This is a genomic window from Sutcliffiella halmapala, assembly GCF_002019665.1.
Classification (GTDB): Bacteria; Bacillota; Bacilli; order Bacillales; family Bacillaceae_I; genus Sutcliffiella_A; species Sutcliffiella_A halmapala.
The window spans coordinates 3,323,539-3,342,546 of sequence record NZ_KV917375.1 but is presented as its reverse complement, the minus strand read 5'-3'; the positions used below and the strand labels follow the sequence as shown (position 1 = coordinate 3,342,546).

Here is a 19,008-nt window from a genome sequence, read left to right as displayed (position 1 = left end):
TTAGGCGTGAAGAAAAAAATGACATTCCGTTTAGATGATAACTGGGAATTATGATAAAATAATGAGTAGGCTTTAGGTTGGAAGGAGATTATTATGCAAAAGAGAATTGAAATTATAAGTACATCATGGAATGAACATCAACTTTTATTACAAGCAGATCCTGTTTCTTATTCTTTGGATCAAGTATCAGCGAGTAATCAAATGCTAGTGGACTCAGATAATTTATCATTTATTTACAAGCTGGAAACACCTTCTGAGTTTATTTATGTAAGCATAAGAGATACATACTGGGAAGCATTAAAAAAAGCACAGATTGAAAAAAAAGCTGTCGTGCTTAAAATTCAAAATATCGCCTTATTATTAACAAACATAGAAGAAGAGCTTGGCTACTTAATAGAAAATATTAGAGATAATGCTAATTACGGAGAAGAGATGGAGAAGCGAGTAAACGAGATATTTTAAGGGGTTTGGCCAAATATGATACAAGATTGGGATTTGTTTTTAGCGCCTTATAAACAAGCAATTGATGAAATGAAAGTGAAATTAAAGGGAATTCGTGGGCAATTTAAGATGCAATCTGAACATTCTCCAATCGAGTTTGTGACAGGAAGGGTAAAACCGATTGCCAGTATTTTAGATAAAGCAACACGAAAGGGTATCTCATTAGAGAAACTAGAAGAGGAAATGCAAGATATTGCTGGAGTACGAATGATGTGTCAGTTTGTTGATGACATTCATCGGGTAGTGGAATTATTACGAATCCGGAATGACTTTGAAATAGTCGAAGAAAGAGATTATATTTCTACAAAGAAGAATAGTGGATACAGATCTTATCATGTGGTGATTCGTTATCCTGTTCAAACGATAGATGGAGAAAAGAAAATCCTTGTAGAAATACAAATTCGTACATTAGCAATGAACTTTTGGGCTACGATTGAGCATTCTTTAAACTATAAGTATAGTGGGCAGTTTCCTCAGGTTATCAAAGAGCGGCTAGTCCGTGCAGCAGAAGCTGCTTATTTGTTAGATGCAGAAATGTCTCTAATACGTGGAGAAATTCAAGAAGCGCAAGCTATTTTCTCACGGAAAAAAGAAAACAAAGATATCGACTAAAAGTCAGGGGTGGGAGTATGAAGTTTGCAATTACCTCCAAAGGGGATTCAACGTCTAATACGCTTATGCATAAAATGAAAACGTATTTGCAGGACTTTGAATTAGTATATGATGAAGATCAGCCAGACATCGTTGTTTCAGTTGGTGGAGATGGGACGTTATTATATGCATTTCATCGCTATCGAAGTCGCCTTGATAAAACAGCTTTTATTGGGGTTCATACAGGACACTTAGGTTTTTATGCAGATTGGGTACCAGAAGAAATAGAAAAGCTTGTCATCGCGATCGCGAAAACACCTTATCAAATTGTGGAATATCCTTTACTTGAAGTAATTATTCGATATATTGATGGTGGCCGTGAAGCAAGGTACTTGGCATTGAATGAATGCACAGTTAAAAGTGTAGAGGGTACGCTTGTGATGGATGTGGAAATTAAAGGCCAACTTTTTGAAACCTTTCGTGGAGATGGACTTTGTATATCCACCCCTTCTGGAAGTACGGCATACAATAAAGCACTAGGTGGAGCTATTTTGCATCCGTCGCTACCTGCTATTCAATTAGCGGAAATGGCTTCTATTAACAACAGAGTGTTTCGTACGATTGGTTCACCACTAGTATTACCTGACCATCATACCTGTTTGTTAAAGCCAGTAAATGATGTCGATTATCAAATCACCATCGATCATTTAACTTTGTTGCATAAGGATGTTAAATCGATTCAATGTAGAGTAGCAAAAGAAAAAATCAGATTTGCTCGTTTTCGTCCGTTTCCGTTTTGGAAGAGAGTTAGTGATTCCTTTATTACGGATAAATGAGAGAAAGAGGATAAAAAGTGAGCATGTTTTCTTTAACTTACGTCATCGAGCAGCAAGATAAAGGGAAATTATTACGTGAATTTTTAAAAGAAAAACGGATTTCTAAAAGTGCTCTCACAGAGATTAAATTTTATGGTGGAGGTTTATTCGTTAACGATGAGCCAGTGACCGTGCGCTATTTATTAAAGGCCGGAGATCAAATTGTTGTGCAATTTCCAAAGGAGACACCAAGTGAGGATTTACAACCGGAAGAAATCCCACTAGATATTGTGTATGAGGATGATTATGTTCTTGTTATAGACAAGCCACCCGCTATTGCATCCATACCTTCAAGAGAGCACCGGAGTGGAACACTTGCTAATGCTTTGTTACATTATTACCAGTCTAAAGGGTATGAATCGACTATTCACATCGTGACAAGACTAGATCGTGATACCTCAGGTTTAATGCTTATCGCAAAGCATCGCCATGCTCATCATTTATTCTCGTTGCAACAGCGTGAATATGGGATTAAAAGAAGATATGAAGCGATCGCTCATGGCTTAGTGCAACAAAGTAACGGACGTATTGACGCACCAATCGGTCGAAAAGATTCAAGCATAATCGAGCGCGAAGTAAGAGAAGATGGACAAAAAGCGATTACGAATTATCAAGTGCTTGGCAGATCTCAAGCCTTCACCCATGTGTCCCTTCATTTAGAAACGGGAAGAACGCACCAAATTCGCGTCCACATGGCATACCTCGGCCATCCATTAGCTGGGGATAATTTGTATGGAGGTAAAAAGAAAGATATAAAGCGACAGGCACTTCACAGCTGTGAACTATCTTTTTACCATCCATCTGCTGAAAAAACCTTCACCTTCCACTCCAAATTACCCAAAGACATGATGGGGTTATTGAAGAAAGAAGAAAGCTAAAAATGACAGCTTTCTTCTTTCTTTTTTGATCTATTAAACGCTATGGTAAACAGAGTGTTTATCAGTCAGTCCCACAACTCACGAAACTTCTCCTTCACAAATGGCATACTAGATGGCACAGAAACAGTAAGCATCTCTGGGTACCTTAATGCAGAAAGCTTACCACCAAATATAGCGCCAGTATCAATATTTGCAGTTCTATTCACAATTCGCACTTCACGCACCGGAGTATGACCATATACAATCCATGCATCCCCGTTATAATCCTTAGCCCAATCTTTTCTAACAGGCATCCCATTTTCATGAAACTCACCGGTTATATCTCCATACAATACAAAAATCTGCACTTTTTTACTTTGCTGCCCAATATACTCATGCTTAAGTCCAGCATGAGCGATGATGAGTTTTCCTTTATCTAAAACTTGGTAGAGTGGAGCTTTCTCATACAAACTAATAAAGGTTTTTTTTATATTTTCTTGCTCTTTTTTAGACAGTGCTTCGTATTCTGTGACAGTCGTTTCAAGTCCATGTGTGTGTTGTACCTTATTGCCAAGGAAAAAACGATAGAGTTTGTTGCAATGATTGCCTGGAACATAATAAGCGATATCATTCTCAACAAGCTTACTTACAAGAGCCACTATTTTTAGAGAAGCGGGACCACGATCAGTGAGATCTCCTACAAATCCAAGCTTCCTTCCCTCTGGATGCTGATAGAGGTTTTTTTGCTTTTCATAACCTAACTCTTTTAATAAAGTAATGAATTCATCGTAACAGCCATGAATGTCTCCGATAATATCTATTTTCATCAAAAAATCCGCTCCTTTCTATACATAAAGTTCTCTTCTTGACTGAATAAATCATGTCGAGGGAAAACTACCTTTTATTGGAGAATTAGCTCCGGAATTTTGCTTACATGACTATGTTAATTTTATGTAATTTATATACTAACAAAACTAAAAGAATGATATAATCTTTGCTTATTACATATAGTCATGTGTAAAAAAATTTTATGATTGGGGGGATTCTATGTTTGAGCTACCAATCAAAGAGCCTGTGTTTATCTTTGCATTAGCAATGATTATCTTTTTCATATTTCCCTATTTAATGAAATTGTTGCGTATTCCTGGATTAATTGGCCCTATTTTAGCGGGAGTAATAATTGGCCCTAATGGTTTTGCGATTTTAGAGCGAAGTTCGACCATTGAGCTATTAGGAACAGTTGGACTGTTATTCATCATCTTTATTGCTGGTCTGGAAATGGATTTAGACGGATTTAAAAAATACCGGAACCGTAGCATTGTATTTGGTATGCTGTCGTTTTGGCTTCCCTTTGCTGTTGGAACGTTGATTAGTTTCCTTCTTGGATACAATTTAGCAGCTTCGATATTAATAGGTTCCATTTTAGGATCGCATACTTTGTTAGGCTACCCGATTGCAAGTAGATTAGGTATTGGAAAAAGCAAAGCGATAACAACAGCAGTAGGAGGCAGTATTCTCACAGATACATTTTCCTTCCTGATCTTAGCCATCATTGCTGGAGCGGCAGTAGGGCAGTTAGATATGTACTTTGGTATAAAACTAACGATTTCTCTCATAGTGTTTGTAGCGGCGATATTTATCGGAACGCCTCTTATTGCTCGTTGGTTTTTCCGAAATGTTACAACAGAGGGGCCAATCGAATTTACGTTTGTCATGGTTATGTTATTCGCTGCCGGGTCACTTGCGCTATTGGCTGGAATACAACCAATTCTCGGTGCTTTTTTAGTTGGTTTAGCACTGAATCGTTTTATTTTTGATCAAGGTCCATTAATGAACAGGATTCGATTTACCGCCAATGCGATCTTCATCCCTTTCTTCTTGTTATCGGTTGGAATGCTAATGGATTTACGTGTATTAGTAAGTAATCCAAAAGCATGGATATTAACGATTTCGATTGTTTTTGCACTATTAATCGGAAAATATTCTGCTGCACTCTTAACAAGTAAGTTTTACGGCTATTCCAAAAAAGAACGCATCGTTATCTTTGGGTTAACAACACCTCAAGCGGCCGGAACCTTAGCTTCTACGTTAGTCGGTTTTAACGTTGGACTGCTTGATCAGGTAACGGTAAATGGGATGATCATTATGATTTTGATTACGTGTATTGGTGGTCCCTATTTGGTTGAAAAATATGGGAGAGGAATTGCGTTGCACGAGAATCAAAAGCCAGTGAAAAAAGGAGACGCCCCAGAGCGAATTCTTATTCCAATCGCGAATCCTAAAACGATGGAATCCTTGTTAGACCTTTCCTTTGTCATCCGCCAATCCTTATCAAAAGAACAACCTATCTATGCGTTAAGAGTCGTTCAACGAGATATGTGGGCGTCAGAAGGAGAGGTCGCCAAGGCCGAGAAAATGCTTGGGCAAGCAGTTACTTATTCAAGCGGAGCAGATGTTCCAATTCGAGTCATAACAAGGGTAGACCGTAATATTGCCATCGGGATTAATCGCGCGATTGCCGAAGAAGGAATCACAACCCTCGTTGCGGGGTGGAATGGGGAGAGAACGACCCAACAAAAAATCTTTGGTGGAGTGATTGATCAGGTATTAGATCAGTCCAATGTGGCTGTTCTTATTTCCAAACTCGGTCATCCCTTAAACACTACGAAAAGAATCATTCTCGTTTTACCAAATGGAATCGACCATAAACCTGGTTATTGGGATGCACTTTCTACAATCAAACTACTTGCAACCAATTTAGGAGCATCCATTTATTGCTATGCGATAAAAGGCTACCCTGAGACATTTAAGGCCCAAATGCGTGAAATAAAACCTAATCCACCAACAGAAGTGGAATGGGTCGAAGGTTGGGGATCCCTGTATAAAGAAAAATTAAACACATTCAATAGGGATGATTTAGTTGTTGTCATTAGTGCACGAAAAGGAACAACTGCATGGCATCCACAGCTCGAAAAAGTACCAGAAAAACTTGCAAAAATAAACCCAGAAAGCTTTATCATCCTTTACCCAACCGAAACAAAAGAAGACCTCCGCGGTACACGAGGCACAGAATTACCGAAGGAAGTACTGCTAGAGCGGGATTATGATTAAGTAATCTTAAAAAGCACGAACTGTGTTAAATTCAATGCGATTGTTGCCTTTTGCTAAGGCAAGGATATGTTCAAAGAGGTTATCGAGTTTTAGGGAGACACCTATGTAATATATAGAGTAATTTCACCTTGGATGATGAAAGAGGGGAATGTTAAGTATCCCCGTCCTCCCTGTAGATTGGAGCGGATGGCACTTGACTCCTGGAGCGACCGAGCAAGGTCGTAATATATAACGGGTGGGATTCCCGTCGAGAAAGAACTAACCATTCACTCGTAGCGAGTCTTGGAGGATATGTGGTAACACTATATCTTTAAGCGTAGACAGTTAGGGAATGGGCCGTAAACCGAATAAAGGTTGAAGGGATTGAGCTCCGAAATCAGTGCCAAGTTAGGAAGGCCGATGTGTTCGGGAGTGCAGAAGGCAACATTGTTATTCTCGTAATGGTGAGAGAATGACAACTTCCTCGGAGTCGATGACCGTGGCACGTTTCACATTGATATATTACGGCAACTCGGGAGGTCCTTTAAGTCTCTCCTTCATATCGGAGAGTAATGACGAACAAGCGATAACAAAGTGAGGGCTGTCAAACGCTTAAAGGAAGTCGGATAGTGGCATAGTACCTATTAAAATAATGATAGGAAAGGCCATTACTCGTCATCGACCTTGAAAGAGACACACTTACTACACACGGAGGTAGAGAGAGAAGTGGAAACAAAACTAGCAAGGATAACAGAATTAGCGAAATCGAATCAAGATATAGTTTTCACTTCGTTGGCTCATTTACTTAATGAAGAGAATCTTAAACAATGTCACCGAGAGTTGCCAAGCAAGAAGGCAACAGGCATAACTGGCATGACAAAGGCGGAATATGACACAAATCTGGATGAGAACACCAAAAGACTAGTGGGGAAATTAAAGAAGAAGGCTTATCGTCCTATCCCAGTAAAACGAACATACATCGATAAACCTGGAACGAAGATGAAAAGACCACTGGGTATCCCAGACCACGAGGATAAAATCGTTCAACAAGCCATTGGGAAAATTCTCAAAGCCATATTTGAGCATGAGTTCCTGGACAGTTCCTTTGGATTTCGACCAGGTAGAAACTGCCACGATGCATTAAAGATTCTGAATGTGTATATTGAAGAACGCCCCACCAACTATATAGTGGATGTTGATATTAAAGGATTCTTTGACAACGTTAATCACGAGTGGATGATGAAATTCTTGAAACAACGTATCAATGACCCAAACTTCTTAGGAATTATCGCTAGGTTTCTAAAAGGTGGGTACATGGAAGAAGGTAAATATTTCGATACGGATAAAGGAACTCCCCAAGGGGGTATCATTTCACCAATTTTAGCGAACGTATATCTACATTATGTCCTAGACTTATGGTTCGAAAAAGTGGTTCGTAAACAGTGTAATGGTCAAGCTTACATGGTCCGTTATGCGGACGACTTTGTGTGCTGCTTTCAGTACAAAAGCGATGCAGATGCCTTTTACTCTGCCCTTATCATGCGTTTACAAAAGTTCCATCTTGAAATTGCAGAAGATAAAACGAAAATCATTTCCTTTGGTCGTTATGCAGATAAAGATAGTAAGCGGAATGGACAAGGAAAACCACCAACATTCGATTTCTTAGGCTTCACTCACTATTGTAGTGAGAGTAAGAAAGGGTCATTTAGGGTTAAACGGAAGAGTAGTAAGAAGAAAGTAACAGCCAAGTTAAAGAAACATAAGGAATGGCTCAAAGCTAATCGAACAATGGACATCAAGGACATTATGAAAAGCATTAACCGTTCCTTAACAGGCTACTACAACTACTACTGTATTACCGATAACACTCAACATGTCGAGAGTTTTCTGTATCGTATCCGACTACTATTGTTCAAGTGGATGAACCGAAGGAGCCAAAGGAAATCATTCACATGGGAGAAGTTCAACATATTTTTAAGTAAATATCCTTTGAAGAGTCCAAGGGCGAAAGTAAACATATATCAACTGAAGAAAGACATTAGCTACATTTTGTGAAGGGTGATGAGAAGAGCCGTGTGCGATAGTATCGCATGCACGGATCTGTGAGGAGTGAGGAGAACACAGTAAAAGTGTGGCTCCCGCTTACTCGACCGGGAAGTAGCGTTTTGTGGAGACCCCACAGGCATGGCCGAGGAGGCTTCACAAACGCCCCGCGGAAAGCAAGTGACAGGAGCGGAAATCGAAAGGGAGTTCAACCGTGTTCTATCTTTTTTCAGGGTAGCCTTTTACTAAAGAACTGATCTCTATTTTTCTTCTAAAAAATATATCCAGAAGAAAAGTTCGCAATTTATCTGGATTGTGCTATAATTATGACTAGGTACTAATAACTTATATAAATAGGAGGATATAAAGATGACTTTATCCTTAAATGGTCGTACATATGTAGTAATGGGTGTAGCGAATAAAAGAAGTATTGCATGGGGAATTGCACGTTCCTTGCATGATGCTGGAGCACGTTTAGTATTTACATACGCCGGGGAACGTCTAGAAAAGAGTGTTCGCGATCTTGCGGCTTCACTTGATCGTAATGACTCCATCGTTCTTCCATGTGATGTAACAAAAGACGAAGAAGTTCATACATGTTTCCAACAAATTAAAGAACAAACTGGTGTAATTCATGGTGTTGCTCATTGTATCGCTTTTGCTAATAAAGAAGAGCTACAAGGAGATTACATGAATACAACAAGAGAAGGCTTTATGCTTGCTCACAACATTAGCTCGTATTCGTTAACAGCAGTTGCGAAGGAAGCGAAAGACCTAATGACAGAAGGTGGCAGCATTGTAACTCTTACCTATCTTGGTGGAGAAAAAGTAGTTGCTAACTATAATGTAATGGGTGTAGCAAAAGCAAGCTTAGATGCTAGTGTGAAGTATTTAGCTAATGACTTAGGAAAAGTAGGGATCCGCGTGAATTCCATTTCCGCAGGACCGATCCGTACCCTTTCTGCAAAAGGTGTTAGTGATTTCAACTCGATCCTAAAAGAAATCGAAGAGCGTGCACCATTACGCCGTGTTACCACTCAAGAAGAAGTTGGCGATGCAGCCCTTTTCCTATTCAGTGATCTAGCTCGTGGCATTACTGGTGAAAACCTACACGTCGATTCTGGATACCATATTCTATAATCTGATTTGCGAAACCCGCTTTTGACGACTATGTGTCAGAAGCGGGTTTTTCTTTTTTGGAAGAACGCAAGACTTGTGCAAAACGTGGAGGGTGTGCAGCATTAGATTTTGAGAAATATGAGAACGTTTTGAAGTTGTGTGAGAACCTTCCCGAGTTAGGTGAGAACCTCCTTGAGTTACGTGAGAACCCTTCCAAGTTACGTGAGAACCTCCCCGATTTAGGTGAGAACCCCTAAGATCTTCATATAGAAAAACTCCAAAAAGAACCCCAATCCATTACATTCAACGTAAAAAAATGAAAATAGGTAATTAAAAAGGAAGCAGGCTCCATAAAAAGCGTCAGCTCTTCATTTTAACTAGACATTTTTGTAAAAAAAAGCATAGAAAAGATACAAAAATGAAGATTGTAAGAAATGGACAACTTCCCATTCGATTTTCTTCCCATCTACCTATACTAGACGCGGAAATCTAGCATATTGTATAGAAAGGAGGGAATCAACATATGAAATTGATAGTTTTAGACCCGGGCCACGGCGGTCAGGATCCAGGGGCTGTGTATCAGTCACTGTTGGAAAAGAATTTGAATCTTGAAATGGCCACAAGAGTGAGGGAACAGTTAGAAAGAAATTATGAGACTAGAATTGCCATGACAAGAGAGGGAGATACAACTGTTTCGCTTGAGGCAAGAACGAATTTGGCAAACTCACTTAAAGCCGATTACTACTTTTCCATTCATTTCAATGCCGGTGGAGGAACAGGGTTTGAAAGCTACCGTTATAATGGAACGGTTTCAAATCAGACGATTGTCTACCAAGAGACGATTCATGGGGAGATCGTCCGTGTTATAGCAGGAAAATATAATAAAAGAGATAGAGGAATAAAGACGGCAAATTTTCATGTTTTAAGAGAGACCAATATGCCTGCCATGTTAATAGAAATATTATTTATAGATAACGAGGGTGATCGAGCATTAATTGTAAATGAAACGTTTAAAAGGGATGTTGCAGCTGCCATTGTAGAAGGAATAGCTAAGGCGTTGTCCTTGCCAAGAAAAACAACTAGCATCATGTTTAAAGTCATCGCGGGGTCCTTTAAGGATCGAAAAAACGCGGAAGCAAGAATTCAGTTTTTACAAGAAAATAATATCGGTGCTTTTATCGTCCAAGCGACCTTAAATGGCGCTCCATATTTCCGTGTTCAAGCAGGTGCGTTTAGGGAAAGAGAGAATGCAGAGCAAATGGTTCAAGCATTAAATCAATTAGGAGTGGAAGCATTTTTAATAGCTGAAGCACAAGGGTCTATTCCTCCGACATCGCCGCCTTCCAACCCACCTCCAACAGTTGAGCCCCCACCGCCTCCACCTCCACCAACTCAACCACCGGGATTTTCCATTAAAGGATTATCTGTATTAAAAGGGGAGGAAATGGATTTATTTGTTCATAAAGTAAATCCTACAGCACCTGAGCTTGGTGAGTTATATGAAAGAATCGGGCGGGGGTATGGCATTCGGGGAGATGTTGCATTTGCACAGGCAATCCATGAAACAAACTATTTTCGCTTTACGGGTATTGTAAAGCCAGAGCAAAATAACTATGCGGGCATCGGCGCAACGGGAGGCAGCGTTACCGGCGCATCCTTTGCCACGCCAGAGGAAGGAGTATTAGCACATATTCAACATCTATACGCATACGCTTCCACAGAACCTCTTCCAAGCACTTATCCAAAAGTAGATCCGCGTTTCGATCTTGTCACAAGAGGAATTGCTCCTGGCTGGACCGATTTAAACGGAAGATGGGCAGTGCCTGGCACTCAATATGGGCAACTTATCTTGAAAATTTATGAGCGTAATTTAGAAGAGGCAATCACGGTGAAGCAAGTGGAGTTAGAACAGATGAGAGATGTATTAGTCGAAGTACGCAAAAATAACTAAGTGTACTTTTCGCACGTAGGTGCGACGCAATAAAAGCCGGACTCACTATTATAAGTGAGTCCGGCTTTCTTCCTTTACAAGATCAATTGATTTAAAGCACCTGATTTAATCCGTTCATATTCCAATGCTTCTGCCAACTCAGTTTCGAGTAATGGGGATTTACGAACATATCTTTCGCGAATCACATCATATAGCTCATATGGGAAAAGCATATCAATAAACATAATTTCCTTTTGCTTTTCGGTGAGTGGGGAGATGGATTCGTATGCATTTATCATGACATTAAATTGTTCTTCGTTCCAAACACCAGTTGTATCAAGTAATGGGATAATCATTTTCCGCAAATCACGAATTGGCAAGTCGAAAGAAACGGTGTCCAAATCGATAACCCATATTTGTCCGTCATCCCCAAGGAGTGAGTTCCCAGTACCGTAATCTTGGTGGCACAGGGTTGGACTTGCTTTTAGTTGTCCGACCCATGATCGGTACTCGGAGTTTAATAATCTGGCGAGTGTATCTCTGCCTTCTTGAATAAAAGGGTCAATTTCAGCGAGGTAAAGTTGGGAAAATGGATCATCGGGCATCGACTTAGCCATTAGCTTCCAAGTCTCCATTTGTTGACAGCGCTTTATATAATGGTTTGGCCAGCGACCAAGTTTCGTGAAAATTGGAATACCATCCGGTGGTTTATAGCCGATGGATGCAGTATGGAAATCGGCTAAACCTTTCATGATAAATTCTAAGTCTTCTTGCACAGTTAATTCGAATGGACGCCCTTCGATCCATTCATATACAACAAATAAGAAGGGACCATGCTTTGTATAGAGCACCCCATTTTTATTGGGGATAATGCCTGGTACTCTTGTGCCTTTTTGTGCTAAATAATTTTGAGCGTTGATGGAGAATAATGCTTTTTTCTCGGGGCGATGTATTCTTTTTAAACAAATAGGTCCAACGCTCGTATGTATTTTCCATACTAACGCCATTTGACCACCTTGAACTACTTCTATTTGTTCCACTGATACATCCCAATTTTTTATAATAGTTTCAGCGAGGGATACAAGTCTTGCTATTTCCTCGGGTGACAATACATATTCTTCCGAATCCTCATTTTGATTAAGTATGTTACCTTCTAACAAACGGTCCACCATCCTCTTTTAAGTGGCAGTATAAGTTAACTACCAGCGTCTAAGAGTGAATACACTCCATATTAGAGCATCACTTTCTTTAAGGTATGGTACTTACCCAAAAAGTGTTATAGACGTGTGTCTTTATTTCTCAAAAAAACAGGAAAAACCGCCCTTTTTCGAAAAGAAGTTAGGGAAAAGCTACATTAGTGGTGGCTCATCCATAACATACTTATAAACTACCGTTTTTAGGTGAATGGAGGTAACAAATGAAAATTGCCTATATTGCAACAGAGAAGCTTCCAGTGCCGGCAATTCGTGGTGGTGCAATACAGATATATATAGATTCAGTTGCAAAAATCATTGGTGCCAAGCACGATGTAACCATACTATCCATTGAACATGAAGAATTAGAACAACAAGAAAAAAGAGGGAATGTCCGCTTTATTCGATTTAATGAAAAGCAATATCTTTCCTCTATTATTTCGCATATCAGGCAAGAGAAATACGATGTAATTCATTTGTGTAACCGCCCAACTTGGGTGAAGCAAGTGAAAGAAGCAACACCACAAACAAAAATTGTGTTAAGTGTCCATAATGAAATGTTTACGTTTGAAAAACTAAGCGATCAGGAAGGAAAAGAATGCTTAGATCTTGTCTCCAAGGTTGTGACGGTTAGTGATTTTATCGGCAGTACCATCACCGATAGATTTCCTTTTGCAAAATCTAAAGTGAGAACAGTTTATTCTGGAGTGGATCTTGATACTTTTCAGCCTTCATGGTCTGCAAAAGGGAAGCAGGCAAGGACAATGGTTCGGGATGAATTAGGACTTTCGAATAAAAAGGTCATCCTTTTTGTTGGGCGGTTAAGTAAAGTAAAAGGACCACATATCCTGCTTCAGGGACTTCCTTCTATTATAGAGGAACACCCTAATGTCATGATGGTATTTATTGGATCGAAATGGTTTGGAGATGATCAGGTAAACAATTACGTCAAGCATTTATATACATTAGGTGCAATGTATCCTGAATATGTAACATTTATTAAGTTCGTAAAACCGGCAGATATTCCAAAATTATTTGCGATGTCCGATGTGTTTGTTTGCTCTTCACAATGGCAGGAACCGCTCGCTCGCGTGCATTACGAAGCAATGGCAGCAGGACTGCCGATTGTAACGAGCAAACGGGGAGGAAATCCAGAAGTAATAGATGAAGGAAAAAACGGCCATGTAATTGAACAGTTCGAGGATCCAGAAAGCTATGCACGAGTGATTAATGCCTTATTACATGACTCAAAGAAGCGCGAAAGACTTGGAAGATATGGGCGTGACAAGGTAGAGCGACAATTTAGTTGGAGAAATGTAGAACATAATTTGCTAGCAGTATATGAGGAAGTTGCCAATAAATAAGGAAGAAAGGTGATGACTTGTGGAAGAGCATCAAGAAGTGGAACAGCATCACTTACAGCAAGTACTAGAATTTTACCCGTTTGACATTTCTGATGTGAGGCTCCTTTCTAGTAGAAGTGGAAGAACCACATGGGAAGTGGATACAACAGAAGGGAAGAAGATTTTAAAGCAGGCAAGCATGAAGCCAGAGCGAATGCTATTTATCGCTGGCGCTCACCAACATTTGCATCAGAAAGGCTTACCAATCACCCCGATACATGAAACGAAAAATGGCGGTATCTGCATCGGGGCTGGTTCTTTAGGTTATGTGCTTTATGACAAAATAGAAGGAAATGAAGTGATTTATTACAACAAAGAGCAAATGCTGCAAGCGATGGAGTTTGCTGGCCAGTTTTATCAAGCATCTATTGGATATGTTCCTGCAGATGAAAGTAAGACGCGAGGTAGAATAGGGAAGTGGCATAAGTTATTTCGCTGGAAACTTCAGGAGTTAGAAGGTAATAAAACAATTGCACAATCTTACCCAACAGATGCCTTTTCTCTTTTATTTTTGGAACATGTGGATGAAATGATTCTTCGGGCGAAAAATGCATTAGCGGCATTGGATGAGCCAGTTTATCAGGAGATTTCCAAAGAGGTTAGTAGTTTAAAAGGTTTCTGCCAGCAGGATTTCACGTTAGCGAGGTTTACAGAAGTGGATGGTGCACCGTTTATGAAGGAGCTTCATTCGGTTACGTATGATTTACCAACACGAGACCTTCGCATTATTTTAAATAAAATGATGAAAAAGTTTTCAGTCTGGGACGATAATCTGGTCTTTGATTTGCTTCGAGCTTATCATTCAACCAATCCACTTTCAGAAGACTATTATAAAATCTTGAACATCGATCTTTTATTCCCACATTTGTTTTGTGCGATTGGCCATAAATACTTCCTAGCCCAAAAACGTTCGTGGTCCGATGAAAAATATATTTGGGCCATCCAAAATATCATTGCTTTGGAACAATCAAAGGGTCAATTTTTAAAGCAATATCCTTCGATTTATGGAGAAATCATTTCTTCACAAGGGGGAGGGAAGTTAGAATGACGGATAGTCCGAAAATACCTAAACTTGAGTTAGGGAAATTCACCTTTTCTCCTCCAGGGCCAATGGGGTGGAATATGGCAGAGTATGAACAACTATTAGAAAACCCCGATCAACTCGTCTTAAATGAATCGACGGTTAATTCGCAATTGCAGTCTTTAAGAGGGATCCAATTAGTGGAACTTTCGTTAAGTGGAGAATTAAAAGCGAAGCATCTAGAAAACAAAGAAGAAGCCCAGCTTGCAGAAGTGGACTTGGAAGAGACGCTGGAAGTAATTAGTGTAGAACCAGAATTAGCAGAAAGTGTTGTCGAGGTGGAAGAATTTATTGAAGAGGAAATGGAAGAAGTACTTGAAGAAGAACCAGTTCCTAAGAGGAAAGTAACAATTATTATTAAGGAAACCGCATTGAAAAAACCTTGGATTGCACCCGATATTTCGCCATCTAAAAAGAATCATTAATTACTCCTAAAATGTTATACATGAAAGATATAGGTAACAGCATAGGTTGTTAATATATCAGTTAACTTTTCATAGTAGGGGTGAGTAGGATGGTAAATGAAGTACGTAAGGCTAAACTAAAACTTGATTTTGAACATGGTTTTATTTTAGCACCAGAATTAAATGCGGAAGATGCTTTGAAGGCAGTATTGAAAGCACTGAAGGATGGCGGAGTTTCTGAAGTGAAGATTGCTGTAGAGTATAATGAGGGAATAGAGGCAGAAGAAGTAGAGAAAGTGGAAGTTGTAGAAGAGGGAGCAAACGAAGACGATTATGAAGATGATGATGACGAAGAATAAAATCGTGAATAAGAAAGTGCCAGGTCCCTTGTTTTATTAAGGGGCCTGGCACTTTCCTGTTGATACTTCTATATGAAGTGGATGAACGGCCTGATAAACACTGATAAGTCGATCTGCCACATGTTTGTAGGTGAAATTAATTTCAATGAATGTTCTGCCATTATGACACATCCACTTACTCAGCTCTGGCTCAGACAGTACATAATGGATGGCTTTTGTGAAGGCGTGAGCTTTGTTATACTCCTCAATAATCAACCCATTATAGTTATTCAGAATCACCTCGGCATTTCCACCACGGTTTGTGGAAATAACAGGAATCCCAGCCGCCATCGCTTCATAGTGGACCCTTGCAAGTGGCTCCTGCCATTGTGAACTGCAGACAAACACATCTCCCGCAAGAAATGCTTCGTGAATAAAATTAGCAGGGATGTATTTTGTGAAAATAATTTTATCTTTAAAAGGCAAGGCTTTTTTATATAAGGAGTACACATATTTATTCATCCCGTTATCGCTAAACCATTTTCCTCCGACTACGAGCAAGACGATATGTTCGTGCCTCTTCCATAATTGTTCCATCGCTTGGATTAAGAGGTGAGGTCCTTTCGTTTTACTTAGACGACCGACAAATAGAATAACTTGCTTGCCTTCTAGATGGTATCTTTTGCGGAAATCTCGGCGGATTTGCTGACCTTCCTTACTTTGGCGAAGTGGGAAGGAGGACAAATCTACTCCAGAATAGACTACTCTTATTTTATCCGCGGCTTCTGGAAAGCGTTCTAGCACTGTATTTTTGATGAAATTACTAACAGTGGTGATGGCACTTACCGTTTCGACCACCTGTTTGCCTTCTTCTTCTGATAGCTTTCTTTCGGCAAACATTTCGTTATGGAGACTTAGCACAAACTTACTTTTTGGAGAAGCTTGTTTATATAGCAGAACATTCTTTGGGCGATTGCATACATGAATCACCTCGAATGAATGATTGGCAAGTTCATTCGCTACATGCTGACGATACTCACTTCGTGGGAAACGAATATAGCGAGTATCATTCAGTATTTCACGATCAGGAAGTTCTGGATCAGAAACGGAAAAAATAGTTAGCTCGTATTTTTTACTTAAAAAGGGTGTCACTCCGTCAATCATCATTTGAATGGCTCCACCCTTTATGGCTGGAGCAGGAAGTTTCTCTGTACAAATGATGGCAAGCTTTATGAGTTGTTCTCGCCGTACAATTTCTTCAAATAGAGCCATTCTTTTTCTAGCCCTTCTTTTAAGGGAGTAACAGGAGAATAGTTTAATAGCTTTTCTGCTTTTGTAATGTCGGCCCATGTATGCTTCGGTTCTCCTTTCACGATACCGGAAAAAGAACGTAACGCTTTTTTGCCGGTAATGTCCTCTAACAGGGAAAGGATTTCGAGAACAGAGGCACGTTCTTTCCCCCCGATATTAATCGTTTCCCCGATAATATTCTCAAGCGTTAACGCCGCTTTTGTTGCGGTCACACAATCATCGATAAACGTAAAATCTCTTGTTTGTAACCCGTCGCCGAATACTGTGATCGGCTGATTAGTTAAGAGCTGTTTTATAAAGCGGTGGAAAGCCATGTCTGGTCGTTGTCTAGGACCATATACAGTAAAATAACGTAGTATAACAAGCGGAAGTCCGAAGCTTTTTTCGTATACTTTACATAAATGCTCCCCTGTTAGCTTAGTAATTCCATAAGGGGACAAGGGTGTTAGATAGTCGTCTTCTCCGACTTTTCCAACTTTTTCGCCATAAACAGAAGAGGTAGAAATATAAATAAAACGGTCGATCTCTGTATCTTTCGCCGCTTCTAATAATTTTTGCGTGACGAGAATATTATGGTACATATATGGGGCAAATTCATCCCCCCAGCTTGCACGTACTCCAGGTATAGCAGATAGATGATAGATGGCATCGACACCAGATAAAAGCGTAGGAATATCTGTGTTTAATAGATTCGTATCGACAAAAGAAAAACGAGGGTGTTGCTTTAATTCTAGAATATTTTTTCTTTTAAAAGAGGGAGGGGTAGGACCGATAAAAGTATCCACACCAATTACTTCATAGGAAGGTTCTATGAGTAATCGTTCGCAAAGGTGAGACCCAACAAATCCAGCAGCACCAGTTACGAGTATTCTCATCCGCGTCCCACTCCTTTGTAGACGAGACCGTATTGGGTAACGTCATGTTTTTCTACACAGTTTCTGCCATCCACAATAATATTGCCCTTCAGGTTCGCTTTCACGTGTTTCCAGTCTAATTGCTTTATTTCTGGCCAGTCTGTTGCAATAATGATTGCTTCTGAATCCAGATAAGAGGACTTCAGTGTTTTGTGCTGAGTTGCCAGATGGCGAAGTGTTACTGGTAAATATGCTTTTGGATCATAAACATGAACATCAACACCTAAATCATGAAGGCGGGAGATAAGTGTGATAGCTGGTGAATATCGGATATCATCCGTATTTGGTTTAAAGGAGATTCCTAGCACCGTAATTTTTTTGTCTGTAAAAGAGGTTAGCTTCTCTTGCAATTTCTCGATATAGTAATCTATTTGGGTTCGATTCACATGTTGAACAGCTTCTAATAGTGGAGTGGAGACGGAATGAATAGTCGCTGTATGTTGTAATGATTGAAGGTCCTTTGGAAAACAAGAGCCACCATAGCCAATACCAGCTTGTAAAAATAACGAACCGATTCGCGGATCTAATCCAATTCCTTTTGCCACATCCATCACGTCTGCATCACTTGCTTCACAAATACGTGCGATTTCATTAATAAAAGATATTTTAGTAGCAAGAAACGCGTTGGATGCGTATTTAATCATTTCGGCGCCATTCCATGTTGTGATTAGTAGTGGTGCGTCTAATTTTCGATAGATCTCTTTTACAATCGCTTCTGAAGTTTGATCATTCTCACCTAACCCAATCACCGTTCTATCTGGATAAAACATATCGTGGATAGCTGATCCCTCTCGCAGAAATTCAGGGTTGGAAACAATATGATAAAGAGAAGATGAAACGCCTTTTTTTATTAAATAGTGACTCATGTTTTTATTCGTACCAGGTGGAACGGTACTTTTGATAATAATGGTTTTATACGTATCGAGAAATGGTGCGATGCCATCAAAGGTAGAATAAAGATAACTTAGATCGGTACTTCCGTCAGGTAAGCTCGGGGTACCAACCGTAACAAAGATAATGGGACAGCTCTGAATAGCTTCAGAAATAGTTGTCGTGAATGTAATCCTCGTTTTATTCTTGTGAAGAAGTTCTGCTAATTGCGGTTCATAAATGGGAACTTTGCCAAGCTGCAGACTCTTTATTTTCGCTTCATTTATATCTACACAATGAACTCTATGCCCGAACTCGGCTAAGACGGCTGAAGTGGTAAGACCGACATAGCCTGCTCCGATAATACATATATTCAAGACCTACACTCCTTCCCTAACACTTAACACCCAGATTCTTTATTTACTATCCTATTAAGGAACAAGCCTGAGTTGTGACGAATACCCAGCCCAATTATAGAAAAAGAGAAA

The 19,008-nt window shown here is 39.7% G+C and carries 17 protein-coding genes; 12 read left to right on the top strand and 5 right to left on the bottom strand.

Going from position 1 to position 19,008, the window contains the following annotated elements:
• The first annotated feature begins 93 nt into the window (after positions 1 to 93).
• Genes BK580_RS16545 through BK580_RS16530 form a run of 4 tightly spaced genes read left to right on the top strand, consistent with a single transcriptional unit; the run spans position 94 to position 2,845 of the window.
• Positions 94 to 462: a UPF0738 family protein gene (locus BK580_RS16545; RefSeq protein ID WP_078381407.1), complete on the top strand. Its 369-nt coding sequence runs from the start codon at positions 94 to 96 to the stop codon at positions 460 to 462.
• Between the two features lie 15 nt (positions 463 to 477).
• Entirely contained in the window at positions 478 to 1,113 is a 636-nt protein-coding gene (locus BK580_RS16540) for a GTP diphosphokinase (RefSeq protein WP_169865064.1), read from the top strand.
• Between the two features lie 17 nt (positions 1,114 to 1,130).
• Positions 1,131 to 1,928 (top strand): NAD kinase, encoded by a 798-nt coding sequence (locus tag BK580_RS16535; protein ID WP_078381406.1) that lies wholly within the window; start codon positions 1,131 to 1,133, stop codon positions 1,926 to 1,928.
• A 23-nt stretch (positions 1,929 to 1,951) separates the two neighbouring features.
• On the top strand, positions 1,952 to 2,845 hold the full coding sequence (locus tag BK580_RS16530) for an RluA family pseudouridine synthase (protein ID WP_078382806.1): 894 nt from the start codon (positions 1,952 to 1,954) through the stop codon (positions 2,843 to 2,845).
• 65 nt (positions 2,846 to 2,910) lie between these two features.
• Here the strand turns inward: BK580_RS16530 and prpE are convergent, their stop codons facing one another.
• Positions 2,911 to 3,651, bottom strand: a complete 741-nt coding sequence (gene prpE / locus BK580_RS16525) for a bis(5'-nucleosyl)-tetraphosphatase PrpE (protein ID WP_078381405.1) — start codon at positions 3,649 to 3,651, stop codon at positions 2,911 to 2,913.
• Positions 3,652 to 3,871: 220 nt separating this feature from the next.
• On the opposite strand from prpE, the gene BK580_RS16520 reads away from it, so the two are divergent.
• The 4 genes from BK580_RS16520 to BK580_RS16505 all read left to right on the top strand — a co-directional run bounded on the left by BK580_RS16520 (position 3,872) and on the right by BK580_RS16505 (position 11,027).
• Complete coding sequence (locus BK580_RS16520; RefSeq protein ID WP_078381404.1) at positions 3,872 to 5,935, top strand: cation:proton antiporter domain-containing protein; 2,064 nt, start codon at positions 3,872 to 3,874, stop codon at positions 5,933 to 5,935.
• A gap of 705 nt (positions 5,936 to 6,640) precedes the next feature.
• Positions 6,641 to 7,969, top strand: a complete 1,329-nt coding sequence (gene ltrA / locus BK580_RS16515; RefSeq protein WP_078380098.1) for a group II intron reverse transcriptase/maturase — start codon at positions 6,641 to 6,643, stop codon at positions 7,967 to 7,969.
• Between the two features lie 357 nt (positions 7,970 to 8,326).
• Positions 8,327 to 9,097: an enoyl-ACP reductase FabI gene (gene fabI / locus BK580_RS16510; protein ID WP_078381403.1), complete on the top strand. Its 771-nt coding sequence runs from the start codon at positions 8,327 to 8,329 to the stop codon at positions 9,095 to 9,097.
• 502 nt (positions 9,098 to 9,599) lie between these two features.
• Positions 9,600 to 11,027: an N-acetylmuramoyl-L-alanine amidase gene (locus tag BK580_RS16505; RefSeq protein WP_078381402.1), complete on the top strand. Its 1,428-nt coding sequence runs from the start codon at positions 9,600 to 9,602 to the stop codon at positions 11,025 to 11,027.
• A 74-nt stretch (positions 11,028 to 11,101) separates the two neighbouring features.
• Here BK580_RS16505 and BK580_RS16500 read toward each other — a convergent pair whose 3' ends face one another.
• Positions 11,102 to 12,178, bottom strand: coding sequence for a spore coat kinase CotI (locus BK580_RS16500; protein WP_078381401.1), 1,077 nt, complete (start codon positions 12,176 to 12,178; stop codon positions 11,102 to 11,104).
• A gap of 245 nt (positions 12,179 to 12,423) precedes the next feature.
• Between BK580_RS16500 and BK580_RS16495 the strand changes: the two genes are divergently transcribed.
• From BK580_RS16495 to BK580_RS16480, 4 genes are all read left to right on the top strand, one after another.
• Positions 12,424 to 13,563, top strand: coding sequence for a glycosyltransferase family 4 protein (locus tag BK580_RS16495; RefSeq protein WP_078381400.1), 1,140 nt, complete (start codon positions 12,424 to 12,426; stop codon positions 13,561 to 13,563).
• Positions 13,564 to 13,582: 19 nt separating this feature from the next.
• A complete protein-coding gene (locus BK580_RS16490) occupies positions 13,583 to 14,650 on the top strand; it encodes a CotS family spore coat protein (protein ID WP_078381399.1) in 1,068 nt (355 codons plus the stop codon).
• Positions 14,647 to 15,108, top strand: a complete 462-nt coding sequence (locus BK580_RS16485) for a hypothetical protein (RefSeq protein ID WP_078381398.1) — start codon at positions 14,647 to 14,649, stop codon at positions 15,106 to 15,108. Before BK580_RS16490 ends, BK580_RS16485 begins: the two co-directional genes overlap by 4 nt.
• An 89-nt stretch (positions 15,109 to 15,197) precedes the next feature.
• Entirely contained in the window at positions 15,198 to 15,446 is a 249-nt protein-coding gene (locus BK580_RS16480) for a hypothetical protein (protein ID WP_078381397.1), read from the top strand.
• A 36-nt stretch (positions 15,447 to 15,482) separates the two neighbouring features.
• Here the strand turns inward: BK580_RS16480 and BK580_RS16475 are convergent, their stop codons facing one another.
• The 3 genes from BK580_RS16475 to BK580_RS16465 are packed head-to-tail and all read right to left on the bottom strand — an operon-like array spanning position 15,483 to position 18,897.
• Entirely contained in the window at positions 15,483 to 16,697 is a 1,215-nt protein-coding gene (locus BK580_RS16475) for a glycosyltransferase family 4 protein (RefSeq protein WP_235864061.1), read from the bottom strand.
• Entirely contained in the window at positions 16,655 to 17,611 is a 957-nt protein-coding gene (locus BK580_RS16470; RefSeq protein ID WP_078381396.1) for an NAD-dependent epimerase/dehydratase family protein, read from the bottom strand. Before BK580_RS16470 ends, BK580_RS16475 begins: the two co-directional genes overlap by 43 nt.
• Positions 17,608 to 18,897: a UDP-glucose dehydrogenase family protein gene (locus tag BK580_RS16465; protein ID WP_078381395.1), complete on the bottom strand. Its 1,290-nt coding sequence runs from the start codon at positions 18,895 to 18,897 to the stop codon at positions 17,608 to 17,610. Before BK580_RS16465 ends, BK580_RS16470 begins: the two co-directional genes overlap by 4 nt.
• Between the last annotated feature and the right edge of the window lie 111 nt (positions 18,898 to 19,008).

Excerpts from the sequence above, each read along its gene's own strand:
- BK580_RS16545 (WP_078381407.1), top strand. The coding sequence starts at position 94 with ATGCAAAAGAGAATTGAAATTATAAGTACATCATGGAATGAACATCAA.
- BK580_RS16540 (WP_169865064.1), top strand. The coding sequence starts at position 478 with ATGATACAAGATTGGGATTTGTTTTTAGCGCCTTATAAACAAGCAATT.
- BK580_RS16535 (WP_078381406.1), top strand. The coding sequence starts at position 1,131 with ATGAAGTTTGCAATTACCTCCAAAGGGGATTCAACGTCTAATACGCTT.
- BK580_RS16530 (WP_078382806.1), top strand. The coding sequence starts at position 1,952 with ATGTTTTCTTTAACTTACGTCATCGAGCAGCAAGATAAAGGGAAATTA.
- prpE (WP_078381405.1), bottom strand. The coding sequence starts at position 3,651 with ATGAAAATAGATATTATCGGAGACATTCATGGCTGTTACGATGAATTC.
- BK580_RS16520 (WP_078381404.1), top strand. The coding sequence starts at position 3,872 with ATGTTTGAGCTACCAATCAAAGAGCCTGTGTTTATCTTTGCATTAGCA.
- fabI (WP_078381403.1), top strand. The coding sequence starts at position 8,327 with ATGACTTTATCCTTAAATGGTCGTACATATGTAGTAATGGGTGTAGCG.
- BK580_RS16505 (WP_078381402.1), top strand. The coding sequence starts at position 9,600 with ATGAAATTGATAGTTTTAGACCCGGGCCACGGCGGTCAGGATCCAGGG.
- BK580_RS16500 (WP_078381401.1), bottom strand. The coding sequence starts at position 12,178 with ATGGTGGACCGTTTGTTAGAAGGTAACATACTTAATCAAAATGAGGAT.
- BK580_RS16495 (WP_078381400.1), top strand. The coding sequence starts at position 12,424 with ATGAAAATTGCCTATATTGCAACAGAGAAGCTTCCAGTGCCGGCAATT.
- BK580_RS16485 (WP_078381398.1), top strand. The coding sequence starts at position 14,647 with ATGACGGATAGTCCGAAAATACCTAAACTTGAGTTAGGGAAATTCACC.
- BK580_RS16480 (WP_078381397.1), top strand. The coding sequence starts at position 15,198 with ATGGTAAATGAAGTACGTAAGGCTAAACTAAAACTTGATTTTGAACAT.
- BK580_RS16475 (WP_235864061.1), bottom strand. The coding sequence starts at position 16,697 with ATGGCTCTATTTGAAGAAATTGTACGGCGAGAACAACTCATAAAGCTT.
- BK580_RS16470 (WP_078381396.1), bottom strand. The coding sequence starts at position 17,611 with ATGAGAATACTCGTAACTGGTGCTGCTGGATTTGTTGGGTCTCACCTT.